The following is a 19322-nucleotide window of genomic DNA, read 5'->3' as shown; positions in this document are numbered from 1 at the left end:
GTGCCGCAGGTCACCAATGATTCATAGACGATCAATCCCTATTTGCCCGATTCTGTACCGGTAAGGACTTTTGGCGGCAAGGCCACCTGTCTGCCATAGTCGGGGACACGACCCCCATTGACCCGGGCCAGGTCGACATAGCAGCCGTGGATACACCCCCCCCCCGTCCACGGCGCACCACACGAGAGCCCCCAGGCGCCCCACTACGGCGGACGGGGGCTTTCGTGTGTCCGGAGCCGTCCCGGGAGGCGCTTCAGGCGCGGTCGGCGACCCGCATCTCGAACCAGGTCGTCTTGCCGCGCGGAGCGAGGTCCACGCCCCAGCGGTCGGAAAGCTTGTCGACGAGGAAGAGCCCCCGGCCGCTCGTGTCGAGCTCGCTCACGGGCATCAGGCAGGGCAGTCCGCGCGAGGGGTCGCGGACCTCGATCCGGATCCAGCCGCGCCGCCGGTGCAGCCGCAGCGCGAAGGACCGGGCGCCGGTGTGCCGGACGGCGTTGCCGACGAGTTCCGAGACGAGCAGCACCGCGTGCTCGGCGATCTGCGGGCCGAGCCCCCACTGGCGCAGGACCACGCCCTGGGTGAGCCGGCGGGCCACCCACGCGGACTCGGGCCGGGACGGCAGCGTCACGTCGCCCTCGGCCGGGTTGCCGTACAACTCCAGTACGTCGGCGACCTGTTCGTCATCCACGGCCGGTGACCACCGTGCGGCGGCGGCGCTGCCGCGCTGCCACGGTTGCTCCGTACCCTCCAGGCCCGCCATGCCCCCATCATGGCCGCACGGAGCCGTCCGCGGGGGCCGTTCCGGCGGAATCGGCCCCCTCCGAGACGGCTCAGGCGAACTTCGCCTTGCCCGGGCCCTCCTCGACGAAGCTGCGCATCCCGTTCTCGCGGTCGGCGGTCGCGAACAGCCCCGCGAACCAGGTGCGTTCGATGGCGAGACCGGTGTCGATGTCGGCCTCCAGCCCCTGGTCGACCGCCTCCTTCGCGGCCCGCAGGGCGACCGCCGGACCCTGCGCCAGCTTCGCGGCCCAGGCGTGCGCCTGCTCGTACACCTCGGCGGCCGGGACGACCCGGTCGACGAGGCCGAGGGTGAGGGCCTCGTCGGCCTTCACCATGCGGCCGGTGAAGATGAGGTCCTTGGCGCGGGAGGGGCCGATCAGCCGGGAGAGCCGCTGGGTGCCGCCCGCGCCGGGGATCAGACCGAGCAGGATCTCCGGCTGGCCCAGCTTCGCGTTGTCGGCGGCGATCCGGTAGTCGGCGCAGAGCGCGAGCTCGCAGCCGCCCCCGAGTGCGTAGCCCGTGACGGCGGCGACGACGGGCTTGGGGATGCGGGCGATCGCCGTGAAGGAGTCCTGGAGGGCGCGCGACCGCTTGACCATGGCCACGTGGTCCATGACCTGCATCTCCTTGATGTCCGCGCCGGCCGCGAACACCTTCTCGCCGCCGTAGAGGATCACGGCCCGCACGTCGTCGCGGTCGGTCGCCTCCTGGGCCAGCTCGCGCAGCCGGTCCTGGACGGCGATGTCGAGGGCGTTCATCGGGGGGCGGTCGAGGCGGATCGTGCCGACACCATCGGCGACTTCGAGGTTCACAGTCATGGGGGAAGGTTAGTGCGCGGGGGGGGCTGGGGGCCTCCCCCGGAAGGCACAGCACGCGGAGGGGCCCGGTGCTGTTGCTCACAGCACCGGGCCCCTCGGGCTACCTGCGGAGGCGGACTAGGCGGTCCACTCCGACCACGGCATGTTCCAGCCGTTGAGGCCGTTCTCCGGCTGGATCTGCTTGTCCTTGGAGTTCTTCACGACGATCACGTCACCGATGATCGAACGGTCGTAGAACCAGGCCGCGGGGGTCGAGCTGTCGCCCGCACCGCGCGTGTCCGACAGACCGACGCAGCCGTGGCTGACGTTGGAGGAGCCGAAGGTGCTCTTCGGGGCCCAGTAGTTGCCGTGCACGAAGGTGCCCGAGGTGGACAGCCGCATCGCGTGCGGGACGTCCTTGATGTCGTACTCGCCGCCGAAGCCGACCGTGGCCCCGTTCATGCGGGTCACCTTGTACTTCTCGCTGATGACCATCTGACCGTTGTACGTGGTCGTCGACGGGGCGCCCGCGGTGATCGGCAGCGTCTTGATGATCGAGCCGTCCCGCTCGATCTTCATCGTCTTGGCGCTCGCGTCGACGGTGGAGACCTGGCGGCGGCCGATGGTGAAGGTGATCGTCTTCTTCTGCTTGCCGTAGACGCCCGGGCGTCCCTCGACGCCGTCCAGGTTGAGGTCGACGGTGACCTTGGTGCCCGCGGCCCAGTACTTCTCCGGGCGGAAGTCGAGGCGGTCGTTGCCGAACCAGTGCCCCTCGATCTCCACGGCCGGCTCGGCCGTCACCTTGATGGCCTTCTCGACGGCGTCCGGGTCGGTGATGCCCCGGGTGAAGTTGACGGACACCGGCATGCCGACGCCGACGGTCGAACCGTTCTCCGGCGTGTAGTGGCCGATGAAGGTGTTCTTCGGGACCAGGGTGGTGAAGGTGGTGTCCTTCGCCGACTCACGGCCCTCGGCGTCCTTCGCGATCGCGTGGACCTTGTACTGCGTCCCCGCCGAAAGGTGGGCGCTGGGCGCCCAGCTGGCCCCGTCGGCCGCGATCTTGCCCTCGACCGCGGCGCCCTTGGAGTCGGCGACCGTGACCGTGGTCAGCTTGCCCTGCTCCGCGGTGACCTTGAGGGCCCCGCTGGTGGCGACCGAGTCGGCGCCGTCCTTCGGAAGGATCGTCACGACCGCCTGGGAGGCGGCGTTCTCCGGCTTGCCGCTCCCCTGCGACGCCGGGTCCTGGCCGCCCTTGCCGCCGCCGGTGGCGGTCTCGCCGCCGCCGCAGGCGGTGAGGACGATGAGCAGCGCCCCCGCGGCCAGCGCCTGCAGACGGACGCCCCCGCGTCGTCGGCCGCGCCGGCCCCTCGCTCCTACCGATGCCCCCGATATCGGCTGCCCGTTCACTGTGGTCGTCTCCCCTCACACGGCCTGGCAACGCCACGGCCCCACCCCCGTGCGCATCCACTCGCACACACGGCGCTAGATAATCACACCGCAGGACACGAAAGATCCTCGTGAATGTCACCGTTCCGTCCCGATCGACGTGCTAGGGCGACAGGGTGATGACCTGGGGGTGAGAGGGGCGCGAGGGGGACGCGAGAGGCTCGGCTCAGCGCAGCGCCGAACCGGCCTTCCACTGGACCCAGTCCATGTTCCAGCCGCCGAGCCCGTTGTCGGGAGCGACCTTCCGGTCACGCGAGTTGACCACCTCCACCACGTCGCCGATGAGCGTCCGGTCGAAGAACCAGCCCGCCGGGGAGTCCGCGCTGCCGCCCTTCTCGTCCCGCAGCCCCACGCAGCCGTGGCTGACGTTGGCGGAGCCGAACGTGCCGGGCGAGGCCCAGTAGTTGCCGTGCAGGAAGGTCCCCGACTCGGTGAGCCGCATCGCGTGCGGGACGTCCTTGATGTCGTACTCGCCGCCGAAGCCGACCGTCCGCCCGTCCATCCGCGTCACGTCGTACAGCTCCGTGACGACCATCTTCCCGTTGTACGTGGTCGTCTTCGGCGCGCCCGCGGTGATCGGCACGGTGGCCAGGACCTCGCCGTTCCTGCGGACCTCCATGGTGTGCGCGGCGGCGTCGACCAGGGAGACCTGGGAGCGGCCGACGGTGAAGCCGACCTTCTTGCGCTGGATGCCGTACACCCCGGGCGCCCCCTCGACGTCGCGGAGCGCGAGCTCGACGGTGACCTTCGTACCGGGCTGCCAGTACGCGGCGGGGCGGAAGTCGAGCCGCTCCTTGCCGAACCAGTGGCCGACCACCTCGACCGGCGGGTCCGAGGTGATCCGGACGGCCCGCTCGACGGCGTCCCGGTTCTCGATGGGCCGGTTGAAGGAGAAGGAGACGATCATGCCGGTGCCGACAGTGGAACGGTTCTCCGGCTTGAAGTAGCCGATGAACCGGCTCTCCGGCACCACGGTCGTGAAGGTGGTGTGCCGGGCCGAGCGGCGGCCGTGCGCGTCGAGCGCGACGGCGTCCACGCTGTACTTGGCGGCCAGCGCCAGCCGGGCGTCGGCCCGGGGCCGCCAGCGCAGCCCGTCCGCGGAGATCTCACCGGCGACCCGGGTCCGCTGGGCGTCCTCGACCTGGACGACCGTCACCCGTTCGAGCCGCCCGCTGTCCACCCGTACCTCGACGGGGCCCTCGGCCGGCACCCCCCGGCTGCCGTCCTCCGGATTCACCCGGATGACGTCCCCGGGTGCCCGCGCCTTGCCCGGCAGGGAGATGTCGATGCCCCCTTGGCCGTCCGCTCCTGTGCAGCCCGCGAGGCCCGCCATCAGTCCCGCCACCGCGAGGGCGTACCTCGCCCGCTTCCATACACGATTCACGCTCGGCCCAACGACAGGCCCCCTCCAGGGGAAACGTGCGTGCGGGCCATGTTGGGAGCACGGCCGTGCGGGCAGAACAGGGAGGACGACGAGAAAGAGCGACGCGAGGGAGCGGCGGCCGGGACGCCACCGCTCCCTCGGGTGCGGGCCCCACGAGCCCCACGAGCCGCGGGAGGCCGGGACGGTGTCGAGCGCAGCCGAGCAGGAGGCGGTACAGGAGCATGCCCTTGAGCGGGCCGGGCCGCCGGTGTGGCCGGGGGCGCCGACGCCCCTCGGCGCCCGCTGCCGGGTCGGGCCCGGTGGGGTGACGGGCACCAATTTCGCCCTGTGGGCGGGGGGCGCGGAGGCCGTCGAGCTGTGCCTCTTCGACGGGGACGGCACGGAGCGGCGGCTGCCGCTGACCGAACTGACCCATGAGATCTGGCACGGCTTCGTGCCCGGGATCGGCGCCGGGCAGCGGTACGGCTACCGGGTGCACGGCCGCTGGGACCCGTGGACGGGCGCCCGCTGGAACCCGGCGAAGCTGCTCCTCGACCCGTACGCGCGAGCCGTCGAGGGAGACTTCTCGCTCCCTCCCGAGGTGTACGGACACGTGCGGGACTGGCCGCAGCAGCACGTCGCCGACACCGTCCGCGACGACCGGGACTCCGCCCCGTACGTCCCGAAGGGGGTCGTCGTCCACGACGACGACGACTGGTCGGACGACCGCAGGCCCAAGACGCCCTGGCAGGACTCCGTCATCTACGAGCTGCACGTGAAGGGCTTCACCCAGCAGCACCCCGGCATCCCGGAGCGGCTCCGCGGCACGTACGCGGGGCTCGCGCACCCGGCGGCGATCGAGCATCTCGTCGGGCTCGGGGTGACGGCGGTCGAGCTGCTCCCCGTGCACCAGTTCGCGCACGAGGACCACCTCCTGCGGCGCGGCCTGAGCAACTACTGGGGCTACAACTCCCTCGGCTACTTCGCCCCGCACGCCGCCTACTCGTCCTCCGGGACGACCGGGCAGCAGGTCGGCGAGTTCAAGCGGATGGTGCGGGCGCTGCACGCGGCCGGGATCGAGGTCATCCTCGACGTCGTCTACAACCACACGGCGGAGGCGGGCGAGCTGGGCCCCACCCTCTCCCTCAAGGGCATCGACAACCGCGGCTACTACCGGCTCCAGTCCGACGCCCGCCGGTACGCCGACTACACGGGCTGCGGCAACACGCTGCACGTCGTCCAGCCGCAGGTGCTGCGCCTCATCACCGACTCGCTCCGCTACTGGGTGACGGAGATGGGCGTGGACGGCTTCCGCTTCGACCTGGCGGCGGCCCTGGCCCGCTCGATGCACGACGTCGACATGCTGTCCCCGTTCCTCGCGGTCATCGCCCAGGACCCGGTCCTGCGCCGGGTCAAACTGATCGCCGAACCCTGGGACGTCGGCAACGGCGGCTACCAGGTGGGGGCCTTCCCTCCCCTCTGGACCGAATGGAACGACCGCTACCGGGACGCCGTCCGGGACTTCTGGCGGGGCGCGCTGCCCGACGTGCGGGACCTCGGCTACCGGCTCTCCGGCTCCAGCGACCTCTACGCCTGGGGCGGGCGGCGGCCGTACGCCTCCGTCAACTTCGTCACCGCGCACGACGGTTTCACGCTCCGGGACCTCGTCACGTACGAGCGGAAGCACAACGAGGCCAACGGCGAGGGGAACCGGGACGGCACCCACGACAACCGCTCCTGGAACTGCGGGACGGAGGGCGAGACCGACGACCCGGAGATCCAGGGGCTGCGGCTCCGCCAGCTCCGTAACCTCCTCACCACCCTCCTCCTCTCCACCGGCGTCCCGATGCTCGTCGCCGGCGACGAGATGGGCCGCACCCAGGGCGGCAACAACAACGCGTACTGCCAGGACAACGAGATCGGCTGGCTCGACTGGTCGCTACCGGAGGACCCGGGGCGGGCCCAGCTCCTCGCCCTGACCCGCCGGCTGCTCGCCCTGCGCCACCGCCACCCGGTGCTGCGCCGCCGGGCCTTCTTCTCGGGGCGGCCGCAGGGCGCGGACGGGCTGCGGGACCTGGCGTGGTTCGGCGCGGACGGCGACGAGATGACGGAGCGGGACTGGTACGCGCCGACCGCGACGCTCGGCCTCTACCTCTCGGGCCGGGACATCCCGGGCCGGGACGAGCGGGGCGAGCAGATCACCGACGACAGCTTCCTCGCCGTCCTGCACGCCGGATCGGAGCCGCTGGAGTTCCTCCTGCCGGGACCGCCGTGGGCGGAGTCGTACGAGCTCGTCGTGGACACCACCCTGGAGGACCAGTCGGGTGCGCCGGGGACGGAGCACCGCGGCGGTGAGACGATCACGGTGGGCGCGCGCTCGACGGTGCTGCTGCGGGTGAAGGCCTAGGCGGTGTGCTGCCGATCAGGCCGGATCAGGGAGCGGCGTCAGGCGCGGCCCAGGATGCCGCGGTCGTAGCCGGCGGCGACGGCGGCCGCGCGGTCCTTGACGCCCAGCTTGGCGTAGATGTGCGTGAGATGGGTCTTGACGGTGGCCTCGCTGATGAAGAGCTCGGCGGCGATGGCGCGATTGGCGGTGCCCTTCGCGACGAGGCCGAGGATCTCGCTCTCGCGGGCGGACAGGGTGGTGTCGGCGACGGCGGGGGCGCGGACGGCGGTGACCAGGCGGGTGGCGACGGCCGGGGAGAGGACGGTGCGGCCCTCGGCCGCGGACCGCACGGCAGCGAACAGCTCCTCGCGCGGCGCGTCCTTGAGGAGGTAGCCGGTGGCGCCCGCCTCGATCGCCGGGAGGGTGTCCGTGTCCGTGTCGTACGTGGTGAGGACGAGGACCCGTGAGCGGGCGCCGCGGCGGGTGAGCTCGGCGATGGCGTCGACGCCGTTGCCGCCGGGCATGCGCAGGTCCATGAGGACGACGTCCGGGTCGAGGCGCAGGGCGAGTGCGACGCCCTCGACGCCGTCGGAGGCCTCGCCGAGGACACGGAAGCCGGAGCCGGAACCGGAACCGGCCGCGGTGAACATGCCGCGCAGGCCGTCCCGTACGACGGGGTGGTCGTCGACGATCAGGAGGGTGATGTCAGTCATGGCGCGCCCAACGGTACGCGAGCGGAGATCGCCGTGCCCTCGCCCGGGGCCGCCTCCACGGTGACGGAGCCGGTGAGCCGTTCGGCGCGGGCGCGCATGCCGTCGAGGCCGAACCCTCCGCCCGTGCCGTCGCGTTCGGACCGGGCGAGCGGGTCGAAGCCGCGGCCGTCGTCCCGTACGTCGAGGGTGATCTCGTCGCCCATGTAGGAGAGGGTGACGCCGGCCCGGGAGGCGCCGGAGTGGCGGGCGGCGTTGGACAGGGCCTCCTGGGCGATCCGCAGGAGGGTGGCGGCGACCTCGTCGTGGAGGGGCAGTTCGGTGCCGGTGACGGTGAACCGGGTGTCGACGCCGGTCCGTTCGGCCCAGTGGGCGACGGTCTTGCGCAGGGCCTCGGACAGGGTGTCGTGCTCCAGGGCGACCGGGCTCAGGTTCCGTACGGAGCGGCGGGCCTCGCCGAGGCTGTCCCGGGCGAGATCGGCGGCCCGCCGGAGGTGGGTGTCGGCGCGCTCGCGGTCGGGGGTGGCGGTCGCCGCCTGGAGCTGGGCGATGACGCCCGTGAGGCCCTGGGCGATGGTGTCGTGGATCTCGGCGGCGAGCCGGCGGCGCTCGTCGGCGACCCCGGCCTCATGGGCCTGGAGGAGGAGTTGGGCCTGGAGGGTGGCGTTCTCGGCGAGGGCCTGTTCGAGCCGGGCGTTGGCGCTGCCGAGTTCGGCGATGGTGGTGGCGCGTTCGGCGGCCCGCTCGGCCTCCTTGTCGCCGAGGTGGGAGAAGACGGAGGCGAGGGAGAGGTTGAGGGCGAACAGCCCGCCGAAGGCCAGCCAGTTGACGAGAGCGGCGGGCGGCAGCCCACCGGACTGGGAGCCGGCCATGGTGACGGCGGTGACGAGGAGTCCGGCACGGGAGACGCGGCGGGGCAGGAGGTGCTCGGCGTCGAAGTAGCCGATGCAGGCGAAGACCGCGAAGAAGGGGTTGAGCCAGGCGAGGGCGAAGGCGAGGGCGGTACGGAGGGTGTAGTAGGCGACGGAGGCGGGCCCGGGCGCCCCGAAGACGAGCACGGGCGCCGTACAGGGCGGTTCGGCGTCCGGGCCGGACTCCGGGTCCCGCGCGCGGGCGGCCCGGGCGCAGTGGCCGTTCCACGCCACCTGGAGGGCGAGCGCGGCGAGTGCCAGGACTCCGGCGACGACCGCCTCCCCGCCGCTCATCAGTTCGTTCGCCGCCGCCGCGGAGATGACGGTGGCGACGGCGAGCAGCCCGTAGGGCCCCCAGCGGAAGAACCGGCGCCAGCGTTCCTCGACGGTGGTGGGCATCGGGCCCCTCCCCTTCTCCCTCGTCCTCACCCGTGGACGGTCACTGCCAGCGGAACCAGCGCACCGAGGCCGCGGTAAGCACCACCGCCCAGCCGCCCATCACGGCGAGCGCGGCCCCGTCGGGCCAGCCGCCGGACGTGGCCGTGTCCAGTGCCTGGGAGGCGGCGCCGTACGGGGTGAACTGGACGATCTGCTGGAGAGTATCCGGCATGGCCTGGACGGGCACCCAGACGCCCGCCGTGAACATGGTGGGGAAGAAGACCACCGAGCCGACGGCGGTGGCGACCTTCTGGGTACGGGAGACCGCGCACACGGCGCCGCCGAGCGCGAGGCCGCCCGCCACCGCGAGGAGCAGGGCGAGGGCGTAGCCGGGGAGGTTCTCCGGCAGGGCGACGCCGAAGGCGAGCCGGCCGACCGTGATCACGAGCAGCGAGGAGACGAGCGCGGCGACGGCGTGCAGGGCGAGCTGGGCGGTCAGCAGCGCTCCGGGGCGTACGGGCGTGGTGGACATCCGGCGCAGGATGCCGCGTTCGCGGTAGCCGGCGAGCACCGGGGGCATGGCCTGGAGCCCGGACATGATCAGGGCGAAGAGCACGGAGACGGGGACGTACAGGTCGATGACCCGGCGCCCGCCGAGGTCGTCGGAGGCCTCCCGGAAGGAGGGGATCAGGCCGAGGATCACGAACAGGACGGTCGGCGAGACCATCACCCAGAACAGGGTGCCGGGCTCCCGGGCGAAGAGCCGGGTCTCGGTGCGCAGCACGGCACGGGTGGCGGTGGTGGTGGCGGTGGCGCTCATCGGGGGTCGGCTCCTGTCAGGTCGAGGAAGGCGTCGTCGAGGGTGGCGTCGGTGACGCGGAGCTGGCCGGCCGTGGCGCCCCGGCGGGCGAGGAGGGAGACGAAGGCGGCGACGGTCTCGTCTGTGCCGCGGACGACGGTCCGGCCGTCCTTCGTCTCCACGCCCGTGGCCCCCGGCAGCGCGCCGAGTTCCGCCGGGTCGAGCGGGGTGGACGCGGCGAAGGAGATCTCCTTGGCGGCGGACGACCGCCCGATCAGCCCGTCGGGGGTGTCGAGCGCGGCGATCCGGCCCCGGTCGATGACGGCGATCCGGTCGCAGAGGCGCTGCGCCTCCTCCATGAAGTGGGTGACGAGCAGGACGGTCACACCGCCCGCCCGGACGGACTCGACGAGCGCCCAGGCCTCCCGGCGGGCGCGCGGGTCGAGACCCGTGGTGAGTTCGTCGAGGACGACGACCCGGGGATCGCCGATCAGCGCGAGGGCGATGAAGAGCCGCTGCTTCTGCCCGCCCGACAGCTTCCCGAACCGGGTCCGCAGATGCGGCAGGAGCCCGAGCCGCTCCGCGAGCTCCTGCCGGTCGGCGGGCCGCTCGTAGAAGGAGGCGTACAGGTCGAGCGCCTCACGGACGGTCAGCTTCGGCTGGAGTTCGCTCTCCTGGAGCTGGACGCCGAGGACCCGGGTGACCTCGTCACGCTGCGTCGCGGGGTCGTACCCGCAGACGCGCACCCGTCCCTCGTCGGGGGTCCGCAGTCCCCCGACACACTCCACGGTGGTGGTCTTGCCGGCGCCGTTGGGCCCGAGGATCCCGAAGATCTCGCCCTCGCCGACCTCGAAGGAGACCCCGTCGACGACCTTCCGGTCGCCGTACGCCTTGTGCAGCCCCTGCACCTCGATCGCTGTCATGGCTTCAGCCTGGCGATCCGGCCGGGCCGCCGGTATCGGCCATCGCGCTCGAAGCCGCGTCAACCGATCGGTTGATGGCCGGTACGACCCCCGGGCGGGCGAGCCCGGTGGGAAAACCGGATGAGACGTGTCAGTGGTGAACCGTATGGTCGGGCCTGATGCCCGAGAAACCCTTGCCCCCAGAGACCTCCCCCGACCGTTCGGCGATACGCGTGCTGCTGCGGCTGTGGCCGTACGTCCGGCCCGTGCGGGTGCGGTTGTTCGCCGCGGCGGTCGTCGCGATCGTCGCCTCCTGCCTGTCGCTCGTCATCCCGCTCGTCCTGAAATGGATGGTCGACGGACCCATCACCGACCGCGACCCCGGCGGCGTATGGCTGGGGGCGCTCTTCCTCTTTCTGCTCGGCATAGCCGAGGCCGTCCTCTTCGGGTACCGGCGGTGGCTGGTCGCGCGGCCGCTCTCCGGGGTCGAGGCGCGGATGCGGGCCGATCTGTACCGCAGGCTCCAGCGGCTGCCGATCGCCTTCCACGACCGGTGGGCTTCGGGGCAGCTGCTCTCGCGCGGCACGACCGACCTCATGCTGGTCCGGATGTTCCTGGCCTTCCCCTTGACCTTCCTGCTGGTCAACGCCGTGACGATCCTGGCCGGTTATGTGCTGCTGCTCGCCCAGGACTGGTCGCTCGGCCTGGTGCTGCTCACCCCCGTCGTGCCGCTGGTGATCGTCTGCTCGCTCTTCGAGGGCCGGTACGGGGTCGTGGCGCGTCGCGCCCAGGACCAGGTCGGCGACCTGACGACGGTCGTCGAGGAGAGCGTCCTCGGCATCCGGATCGTCAAGGGCTTCGGCCGGCACCGCAGCCAGGCCCGGGCCTTCCGGGCGCTCGCGGAGCTGCTGCGGGGCACCGAGCTGACCAAGGCCCGGCTGCTCGCCATGATCTGGGCGGTCATCACCGTCGTACCCGAGCTGGCCATCGGGGCGGCGCTGGTCCTCGGCACCGTGCAGGTGGCGGACGGGGAGCTGTCGGCGGGCACGCTCGTCGCGTTCCTGTCGACGGCGCTCGCGCTGCGCTGGCCGGTCGAGTCGATCGGCTTCCTCCTGGCGATGAGCCAGGAGGCGGCGACCGCGACGGAACGGTACTTCGAGGTGATGGACGCGGAGGAGGAACCGGACACGCACGTCTCCCCCGCCCCGCCGGCGGACGGCTCCGGCGGGGTGCGCTTCGAGGGCGTGTCCTTCCGCTACCCGGACGCCCCGCCCGGGACACCACCCGTCCTGGACGGCATCGACCTCCACATCCGCCCCGGCGAGACCCTGGCCCTGGTCGGCGGCACCGGCTCGGGCAAGACGACGCTCACCGCGCTCGTACCGCGGCTGCACGAGACGACCGGCGGGCGGATCCTGCTGGACGGCGAGGACATCGCCCTGATGGAGCGGGAGCGGCTGCGGACCCTGGTGTCGGTGGCCTTCGAGGAGCCGACGCTGTTCTCGGCGAGCGTCGGGGAGAACGTCCTGATGGGCGCCGCGGCCGGGGCAGGCGAGCCGGAACTGCGGCGCGCCCTCGGCGTGGCCCAGGCCGACGGCTTCGTGGACCGGCTGCCGGACGGTACGGCGACGCAGGTGGGCGAGCAGGGCCTGAGCCTGTCGGGCGGCCAGCGGCAGCGGCTCGCGCTGGCGCGCGCGGTGGTCGGCAAGCCCCGCTTCCTGGTCCTCGACGACCCCCTCTCGGCGCTCGACGTGCACACGGAGGCGCGCGTGGAGGCGGCCCTGCGGGAGGTGCTGCGCGAGACGACGGCGCTGGTCGTGGCGCACCGCCCGTCGACCGTGATGCTGGCCGACCGGGTCGCGCTGCTCTCGCGAGGACGGATCACCGCGGTGGGCACCCACCAGGAACTGCTGCGGAGCAGCGCGGAGTACGCCTGGCTGATGTCCGGCGACGAGGGGAACGAGCACCGATGACGGACACCATCGTCACGACGAGGGACGACGCCCCGGCGCTCCCCGGAACACCGCCCGCGGATCCGTTCGACCGCGACGACCTGCCGACGCCCGACGGGGCGACGGGCACACTCCTGCGTTCCCTCCTCACCACGCACCGCCTGCGGGTGACGTTCGCCGCGCTGATCCTCCTCGTCAAGGAGGGGGCGGTCCAGGCGGGCCCGTTGCTCGTCGCGTACGCCATCGACCGCGGCGTCCCGGCCTTCCGCGCGGGAGACCACGGCCCGGTGGTGGCGGTGGCGCTCGGCTACCTCCTGTGCGCCACACTCTCGGGACTCCTCCAGTACGCGTTCGTACGGGTGGCGGCCCGCGTCAACCAGGACGTCCTCCTGGACCTCCGGGGCCGGATCTTCCGTCACGCCCAGGTCCTGAGCGTGGACTTCCACGAGCGCTACACCTCGGGCCGCCTGATATCCCGCTCCACGACGGACGTCGAGTCACTCCGCGAACTGCTCTCGGAGGGCCTCCAGGAACTGATCGGCGTAGTCCTCTCCTTCGTGTCGATCACCGTCATCCTGCTCTGGCTCGACCTGGGCATAGGAGCGATGGCCGTAGCGTCCTTCCTCCCCCTCCACCTCCTCGTCCGGCTCTACCGGCGACGCGTGGGCGAGGTGTACGCCGAGCGGTCCACGGCGATCGCGGGCGTGATCGTGAAGTTCGCGGAGACGATGAACGGAATCCGCCCGGTCCGGGCGTTCCGCCGCGAGCAGACCAACGACGCCGAGTTCGCGGTACTCAACCACCGCCACGAGCGCAGCAACGGCGACGCGCTCCTGGAGATGGCCCGCTACGTGGTCGGTTCGCGGCTGGTGGCGAACACGGCGGTGGCGGGCATGTGCCTGTGGGGCGCGTACAGGGTCGCGGACGGCACCCTGGAACTCGGCGTCCTGGCGGCGGCGGTGCTGTACATGCGGCGCCTGTACGACCCGATCGACCGCCTGGGCATGTTCCTCAACTCGTACGAGTCGGCGGCCGCCTCACTGGCCAAGATCGCGGGCCTTCTGGCCCAGGAACCGGGCGTGCCGGAGACGACGGCTCCCCGGAAGCTCCCCGACCGCACGAACGCACCGGGCCGAGAGGTGATCTTCGAAAAGGTCCGCTTCGCCTACCGAACGGGCGGCGAGGTCCTGCCCACCTTCGACCTGACGATCCCGCCGGGCCAGACAGTGGCGGTCGTAGGAGCCACAGGCGCGGGCAAATCGACACTCGCCAAACTCCTCGCCCGCTTCTACGACCCGACGGACGGCCGGGTGCTCCTGGACGGCGTCGACCTCCGGGACCTCACCACCCCGGACCTCCGACGAGGCGTCGTGATGGTCACGCAGGAGGCGTTCCTCTTCTCCGGAACGGTGGCGGAGAACATCGCGATAGGACGCCCGGACGCGACCCGCGAAGACATCGAGAACGCGGCGAAGGCCATCGGAGCCCACGAGTTCATCAAGGGCCTCCCGGACGGCTACGACACGGACGTGCGCAAGCGAGGCGGCCGCATATCGGCAGGCCAGCGCCAGCTGGTGGCGTTCGCGAGGGCGCTCCTCGCGGACCCGGCGGTCCTGATCCTGGACGAGGCGACGAGCTCGCTGGACGTACCGGGCGAGCGGGCGGTGCAGCGGGCGATGGACACGGTCCTGGCGGGCCGTACGGCGGTGGTCATCGCCCACCGCCTGTCCACGGTCGAGGTGGCGGACCGGGTCCTGGTGATGGAGAACGGCCGGGTGGTCGAGGACGGCACGCCCAGGACCCTGGTGTCGGGCGAGGGCCACTACGCGAGCCTGCACCAGGCATGGCGGGACAGCCTGGTGGGCTGAGCCAAGCCGGCCAAGCGGACCCCCAGCGTCTCCCGGGCGGCGGCCGGAGCCGAGGAGGGCGGGTACGGGAAGGCATCGCCGCGGTGTGGACGGCCGCGCCGATCGACCCGAGGATCGCCATCCCGAGCGCGCCGCCCGGCTCCTGCCCCGATTCGGGGAACGGCGCTCGGGGTGTCGACGATGACCCTGTACCGCCATGTGCCGGGCAAGGCGGAGCTGGTGCGGCTGATGGCGGACGCGGCGTGCGGCGAGGTGCCGTTGGGGCCGGTGCCGGCGGAGTGGCGGGTGGGTCTGGAGCGGGGGCACTCCGCTGACGGACACGGGGATCTCCGGCGGCGAGTGGATGGAACAGAATGAGCCACGCTTCGACGCGATCCAGGCGGGCGGTTCGTACCCCGGGCTGAACTCGGTCACGACCGACGGGGCCTACGGTCTGGACCTCGACGCGCTCTTCGAATTCGGACTTCAGCGAACACTGGACGGCATCGCGACCATGATCGACGAAACGTCCGGTTAACGAACACGGGCGTACGGGCAGCGGACGACTTCCGGCCAACTTCCCGACGCACTCATGACAGGTACCCGTCAGTCCTGTCACTCTCTCCCCGGTTCTTCGTATCACTGTTCGCCGCTTCACCCGAACGTGCTCCACAGCTCCGAACGTGCTCCACAGCTCTCCTTGCTCTGCCCGGACGGCCCACCCAGTCCGCCGGTACCCCCCTCGCAAAAGGAGTCTGCGTGAGATCCACGCCCAGCCGTCGCGCCACCGCGACCGGCGCTCTGATCGCTGCCGCCGCCATGCTCGCCGTGAGCGTCCAGACCGGTTCCGCCACCGCGGCCGACGACCCCTGGACCATCGCCCCCAAGGCCCAGCAGGGCACGTCGGCGAACCCCGGCAAGCTCCCGGCCGACCTCACCCCCGCCGAGCGCACCGCGCTCATCAAGGCGGCCGACGCCGACAAGGCCGCCACGGCCAAGTCCCTCGGCCTCGGCGCCCAGGAGAAGCTGGTCGTCCGTGACGTCGTGCAGGACCGCGACGGCACGACCCACACGCGCTACGAGCGCACCTACGCCGGACTGCCCGTCCTGGGCGGTGACCTGATCGTCGCCGAGTCCAAGGCCGGCGCCACCACCGGTGTCACCAAGTCCTCCGGCGCGGAGCTGAAGAACGTCGACCTCTCGGCCACGGTCGCCCCGGCCGCCGCCGAGAAGCAGGCCGTCGGCCTCGCCGCGGCCGACGGCTCCAAGAAGACCGAGGCCGAGCGCGCTCCGCGCAAGGTCGTCTGGATGGCCAAGGGCGCGCCCGTCCTCGCGTACGAGACCGTCGTCGGCGGCCTCCAGCACGACGGCACCCCGAACGAGCTGCACGTCGTCACCGACGCCAAGAGCGGCGCGAAGCTGTACGAGTGGCAGGCCGTGCACAACGGCACCGGCAACACCCAGTACAGCGGCACGGTCACCCTCGGCACCGCGCCCTCGTACACGCTGACCGACACCACCCGCGGCAACCACAAGACGTACAACCTCAACCGGGGTACGTCCGGCACCGGGACGCTCTTCTCCGGCCCCGACGACGTCTGGGGCAACGGAACCCCGTCGAACCTGGAGACGGCGGGCGCCGACGCGCACTACGGCGCCGCGCTCACCTGGGACTACTACAAGAACGTGCACGGCCGCTCCGGCATCCGCGGCGACGGCGTCGGCGCGTACTCCCGGGTCCACTACGGCAACGCGTACGTCAACGCCTTCTGGCAGGACTCCTGCTTCTGCATGACGTACGGCGACGGCGCGGCGAACGCCAAGCCGCTCACGTCCATCGACGTGGCCGCGCACGAGATGACGCACGGCCTCACCTCCGTCACCGCCGGCCTGGTCTACAGCGGCGAGTCCGGCGGCCTCAACGAGGCCACCTCGGACATCTTCGCGGCGGCCGTCGAGTTCTACGCCAACAACGCCCAGGACCAGGGCGACTACCTCGTCGGCGAGAAGATCGACATCCGCGGCAACGGCACCCCGCTGCGCTACATGGACAAGCCGAGCAAGGACGGCTCGTCCAAGGACTACTGGTACGCCGGCATCGGCAGCGTCGACGTCCACTACTCCTCGGGCCCGGCGAACCACTGGTACTACCTGCTCTCCGAGGGCAGCGGCACCAAGACCGTCAACGGCGTGAACTACGACTCGCCGACCTCCGACGGCCTGCCCGTGACCGGCATAGGCCGCGACAAGGCCTCGCTGATCTGGTTCAAGGCGCTCACCACCAAGTTCAACTCCTCCACCAACTACGCCGGCGCCCGCACGGGCACGGTCGCGGTGGCCACGGAGCTGTACGGCGCCGGCAGCCCCGAGGTCCTCGCCGTCCAGCACGCCTGGGCCGGAGTCAACGTCGGTACCCGCCCCGGCGGCACCGAGCCGCCCACGGGCACGGTCTTCGAGAACGCGGCCGACGTCTCCATCCCGGACAACGGCGCCGCGGTGACCTCCACGATCAACGTCACCGGCATCGCCGGCAACGCGCCCGCCACCCTCAAGGTGGACGTGGACATCGTCCACACCTACCGCGGTGACCTCGTCGTCGACCTCGTCGCCCCCGACGGCTCGGCCTACAGCCTGAGCAACCGGTCCGGCGGCAGCGCCGACAACATCGTCCAGACCTTCACCGTGAACGCCTCCTCCGAGGTCGCGAACGGTGCCTGGAAGCTCCGCGTCCAGGACAAGGCCTCGGTCGACACCGGCCGCATCAACAACTTCAAGCTGACCTTCCCGTAACCCGGGACCGTACAGACCTGAAGTGAACTGACGGACGCCCGGAGGGATCCTTCCCTCCGGGCGTCCGCGCGTCTGCATACCCTGGGGCGCATGATCAGGGTGCTGCTGGCGGACGACGAGACGATGATCAGGGCCGGGGTCCGGGCCATCCTCACCACCGACCCCGGGATCGAGGTGGTCGCCGAGGCCGGCGACGGCCACGAGGCCGTCGAACTCGCGCGCGTGCACCGGCCCGACGTCGCCCTGCTCGACATCCGCATGCCCCGGCTCGACGGGCTCGGCGCCGCCGAGGAACTCCGCGGGACCGTCCCGGACACGGCCGCCGTCATGCTCACCACCTTCTCCGAGGACGCCTACATCGCGCGGGCGCTCGCCCTCGGGGTCAGCGGCTTCCTGCTCAAGTCCGGGGACCCGCGCGAACTCATCGCCGGGGTCCGGGCCGTGGCAGGGGGCGGCGCCGCCCTCTCCCCCGCTGTCGCCCGCCGGGTCATCGACACCCTCGGCGGCGAGCGCCTCGGCCGGGCCGCCGCGGCGCGGACCCGCCTGGAGCCGCTCACCGGCCGCGAGCGGGAGGTCGTCGCCCTCCTCGGCGCCGGGCTGTCCAATCAGGAGATCGCGGACCGCATGTACGTCGTCGAGGGCACCGTCAAGGCCCACGTGAGCGCCGTCCTGGGCCGCCTGGGGCTCCGCAACCGCGTCCAGCTCGCCGTCCTCGCGTACGAGGCGGGCGTGGTCCCCGATGCGTGAGCGGCTCTTCGACCTCGGGCTGTGGCTGCTGCTGTGCGTCCCGGTCCTGCTGAGGTCGGACCCCAACGACGGCGGGAGCTGGCCGCAGGTCGCCGCCGGCATCGTGGTGCTCGGCGGCTGCGTCGCGATCAGCCGGAGGTGGCCGCTGGCGCCGATCGCCGTCACGGTCGCGGCGAGCCTGCCCGCCACCCTGGAGCTGTTCACCCCCTCGTACAGCCTGGCGCTCATCGCCTTCGGTTATCTCGCGGGGCGCCGCCAGGAGCACACCCGGGGAGCGCTGTGGCTGTTCGGCGCGGTGGCCGCGGTCGGGCTGCTCCTCACCCGGATCACCGCCACCTCGCTCGGCCAGTGGTTCACGCTGCTGCTCGCGCTGGCCCTGGCGATCGTCGCGCCGTGGCTGATCGGCCGGTACGTCCGCCAGTACGACCGTCTGGTGCACAGCGGCTGGGAGCTCGCCGACCGGATGGAGCGCGAGCAGGCGGCCGTCGCCGACCGGGAGCGGCTACGGGAACGCTCCCGGATCGCGGGCGACATGCACGACTCCCTCGGCCACGACCTGGCCCTGATCGCCGTGCGCGCCGGCGCCCTTGAGGTCGACCCGGCGCTCGGCCCCGACCAGCAGCACGCGGCCGGCGAACTGCGCCGCGCGGCGGCCGACGCGACGGCCCGCCTCCGGGACGTCATCGGCGTCCTGCGCCAGCCCGACGAGGACCCGGCGCCCACGGCCCCGGGCGGCGCACCGGTCGAGGAGCTCGTCTCCCGCGCCCGCGCCTCGGGCCTCGGGGTCACCCTGACGGTGACGGGGAAGGGCCACGAGCCGGACGGGATGGCCGGCTGGGCGCTGCACCGGGTCGTCCAGGAGGCGCTCACCAACGCCGCCAAGCACGCGCCGGGCGGCGCCGTGGACGTCCGGGTCGAGGCCGCTCCCGAGCGCGTCACCGTGAACGTCGTGAGCGGCCCCGGCACGGCCGGGTCGCCGCTCGCCTCGGGCGGCACCGGACTCGTCGGCCTCGACGAGCGCGTACGGCTCGCGGGCGGGGTCCTCACCCACGGACCCACGCCCGAAGGGGGCTTCGCGGTCCGCGCGACCCTGCCGCGCCGCACACCCGCGGGCCCCCCGACGTCCTCCCCCGCCGCGCCGACCTCGGCCCGGGAGCTGGACCGCGTCCGCCGCCAGGTCCGCAAGGGCCTCGCGCAGGCCATCTGGATCCCGCTGGCCCTGCTCGCCGCGCTCGGCCTGCTCATGGCCGGGGTCGCCCTGTGGACCCAGCACCAGTCGTATCTGGAACCGGACGACTACGACCGCATGCGGATCGGCCAGACCCTCAGCGCCATCACCGACGCCGAGGACCTGCCCGACCACCCGCTGGACGGCCCGCCGCAGGGCGTTCCGACGGAGCCGCGCGGCATGGACGAGTGCCGGTACTACCGCTCCACGCTGCTCGCCGCGGTCCCGGTGTACCGGCTCTGCTTCGTCGACGGGCACCTCGCCGAGAAGGCCGAGGTGCGCTGAC

At 72.3% G+C, this 19322-nt stretch carries 15 protein-coding genes; 7 read left to right on the top strand and 8 right to left on the bottom strand.

The genetic code is table 11. The features are described 5' to 3' along the window. Nucleotides 1–253: 253 nt before the first annotated feature. The 4 genes from ACFWWU_RS04800 to ACFWWU_RS04785 form a co-directional block, all read right to left on the bottom strand. Nucleotides 254–760 carry an ATP-binding protein gene (locus ACFWWU_RS04800; protein WP_384138977.1) on the bottom strand — a complete coding sequence of 169 codons (507 nt, stop codon included), beginning with the start codon at nucleotides 758–760 and terminating at the stop codon, nucleotides 254–256. A gap of 70 nt (nucleotides 761–830) precedes the next feature. Further along, entirely contained in the window at nucleotides 831–1598 is a 768-nt protein-coding gene (locus tag ACFWWU_RS04795) for an enoyl-CoA hydratase/isomerase family protein (RefSeq protein WP_384138974.1), read from the bottom strand. Nucleotides 1599–1715: 117 nt separating this feature from the next. Further along, on the bottom strand, nucleotides 1716–2984 hold the full coding sequence (locus tag ACFWWU_RS04790) for an Ig-like domain-containing protein (protein ID WP_384138971.1): 1269 nt from the start codon (nucleotides 2982–2984) through the stop codon (nucleotides 1716–1718). A gap of 205 nt (nucleotides 2985–3189) precedes the next feature. Further along, on the bottom strand, nucleotides 3190–4356 hold the full coding sequence (locus ACFWWU_RS04785) for an Ig-like domain-containing protein (protein WP_384139570.1): 1167 nt from the start codon (nucleotides 4354–4356) through the stop codon (nucleotides 3190–3192). Between the two features lie 235 nt (nucleotides 4357–4591). Between ACFWWU_RS04785 and glgX the strand changes: the two genes are divergently transcribed. Next, the gene (gene glgX / locus ACFWWU_RS04780) at nucleotides 4592–6793 is read left to right on the top strand and encodes a glycogen debranching protein GlgX (protein ID WP_384138969.1); all 2202 of its coding nucleotides are present in this window, start codon (nucleotides 4592–4594) and stop codon (nucleotides 6791–6793) included. Nucleotides 6794–6831: 38 nt separating this feature from the next. Here the strand turns inward: glgX and ACFWWU_RS04775 are convergent, their stop codons facing one another. From ACFWWU_RS04775 to ACFWWU_RS04760, 4 genes are read right to left on the bottom strand one after another with little or no spacing between them, the layout of a single operon-like run. Beyond that, nucleotides 6832–7485, bottom strand: coding sequence for a response regulator (locus tag ACFWWU_RS04775; protein ID WP_384138966.1), 654 nt, complete (start codon nucleotides 7483–7485; stop codon nucleotides 6832–6834). Continuing rightward, entirely contained in the window at nucleotides 7482–8792 is a 1311-nt protein-coding gene (locus ACFWWU_RS04770; protein ID WP_384138963.1) for a sensor histidine kinase, read from the bottom strand. Before ACFWWU_RS04770 ends, ACFWWU_RS04775 begins: the two co-directional genes overlap by 4 nt. Nucleotides 8793–8832: 40 nt before the next feature. After that, on the bottom strand, nucleotides 8833–9591 hold the full coding sequence (locus tag ACFWWU_RS04765; RefSeq protein ID WP_384138960.1) for an ABC transporter permease: 759 nt from the start codon (nucleotides 9589–9591) through the stop codon (nucleotides 8833–8835). Next, nucleotides 9588–10493 carry an ABC transporter ATP-binding protein gene (locus ACFWWU_RS04760; RefSeq protein WP_384138958.1) on the bottom strand — a complete coding sequence of 302 codons (906 nt, stop codon included), beginning with the start codon at nucleotides 10491–10493 and terminating at the stop codon, nucleotides 9588–9590. The genes ACFWWU_RS04765 and ACFWWU_RS04760 overlap by 4 nt, the downstream gene beginning before the upstream one ends. A 158-nt stretch (nucleotides 10494–10651) precedes the next feature. Here ACFWWU_RS04760 and ACFWWU_RS04755 point away from each other — a divergent pair, with 158 nt between their 5' ends. The 6 genes from ACFWWU_RS04755 (at nucleotide 10652) to ACFWWU_RS04730 (ending at nucleotide 19321) form a co-directional block, all read left to right on the top strand. Beyond that, complete coding sequence (locus ACFWWU_RS04755) at nucleotides 10652–12445, top strand: ABC transporter ATP-binding protein (RefSeq protein ID WP_384138956.1); 1794 nt, start codon at nucleotides 10652–10654, stop codon at nucleotides 12443–12445. Continuing rightward, entirely contained in the window at nucleotides 12442–14292 is a 1851-nt protein-coding gene (locus ACFWWU_RS04750) for an ABC transporter ATP-binding protein (RefSeq protein WP_384138953.1), read from the top strand. The genes ACFWWU_RS04755 and ACFWWU_RS04750 overlap by 4 nt, the downstream gene beginning before the upstream one ends. A 310-nt stretch (nucleotides 14293–14602) precedes the next feature. Beyond that, nucleotides 14603–14809 (top strand): TetR/AcrR family transcriptional regulator C-terminal domain-containing protein, encoded by a 207-nt coding sequence (locus tag ACFWWU_RS04745; RefSeq protein WP_384139567.1) that lies wholly within the window; start codon nucleotides 14603–14605, stop codon nucleotides 14807–14809. Nucleotides 14810–15030: 221 nt separating this feature from the next. After that, a complete protein-coding gene (locus tag ACFWWU_RS04740; RefSeq protein ID WP_384138951.1) occupies nucleotides 15031–17061 on the top strand; it encodes a M4 family metallopeptidase in 2031 nt (676 codons plus the stop codon). Nucleotides 17062–17151: 90 nt separating this feature from the next. After that, nucleotides 17152–17808, top strand: a complete 657-nt coding sequence (locus ACFWWU_RS04735) for a response regulator (protein WP_384138948.1) — start codon at nucleotides 17152–17154, stop codon at nucleotides 17806–17808. After that, the gene (locus ACFWWU_RS04730; RefSeq protein ID WP_384138945.1) at nucleotides 17801–19321 is read left to right on the top strand and encodes a sensor histidine kinase; all 1521 of its coding nucleotides are present in this window, start codon (nucleotides 17801–17803) and stop codon (nucleotides 19319–19321) included. Before ACFWWU_RS04735 ends, ACFWWU_RS04730 begins: the two co-directional genes overlap by 8 nt. The last annotated feature ends 1 nt before the right edge of the window (nucleotide 19322 follow it).

The sequence above is a fragment of the Streptomyces sp. NPDC058650 genome, from assembly GCF_042717315.1.
Classification (GTDB): domain Bacteria; phylum Actinomycetota; class Actinomycetes; order Streptomycetales; family Streptomycetaceae; genus Streptomyces.
Note: the sequence above shows the minus strand (reverse complement) of the source record. Positions and strands in the feature narration are given on the sequence as shown.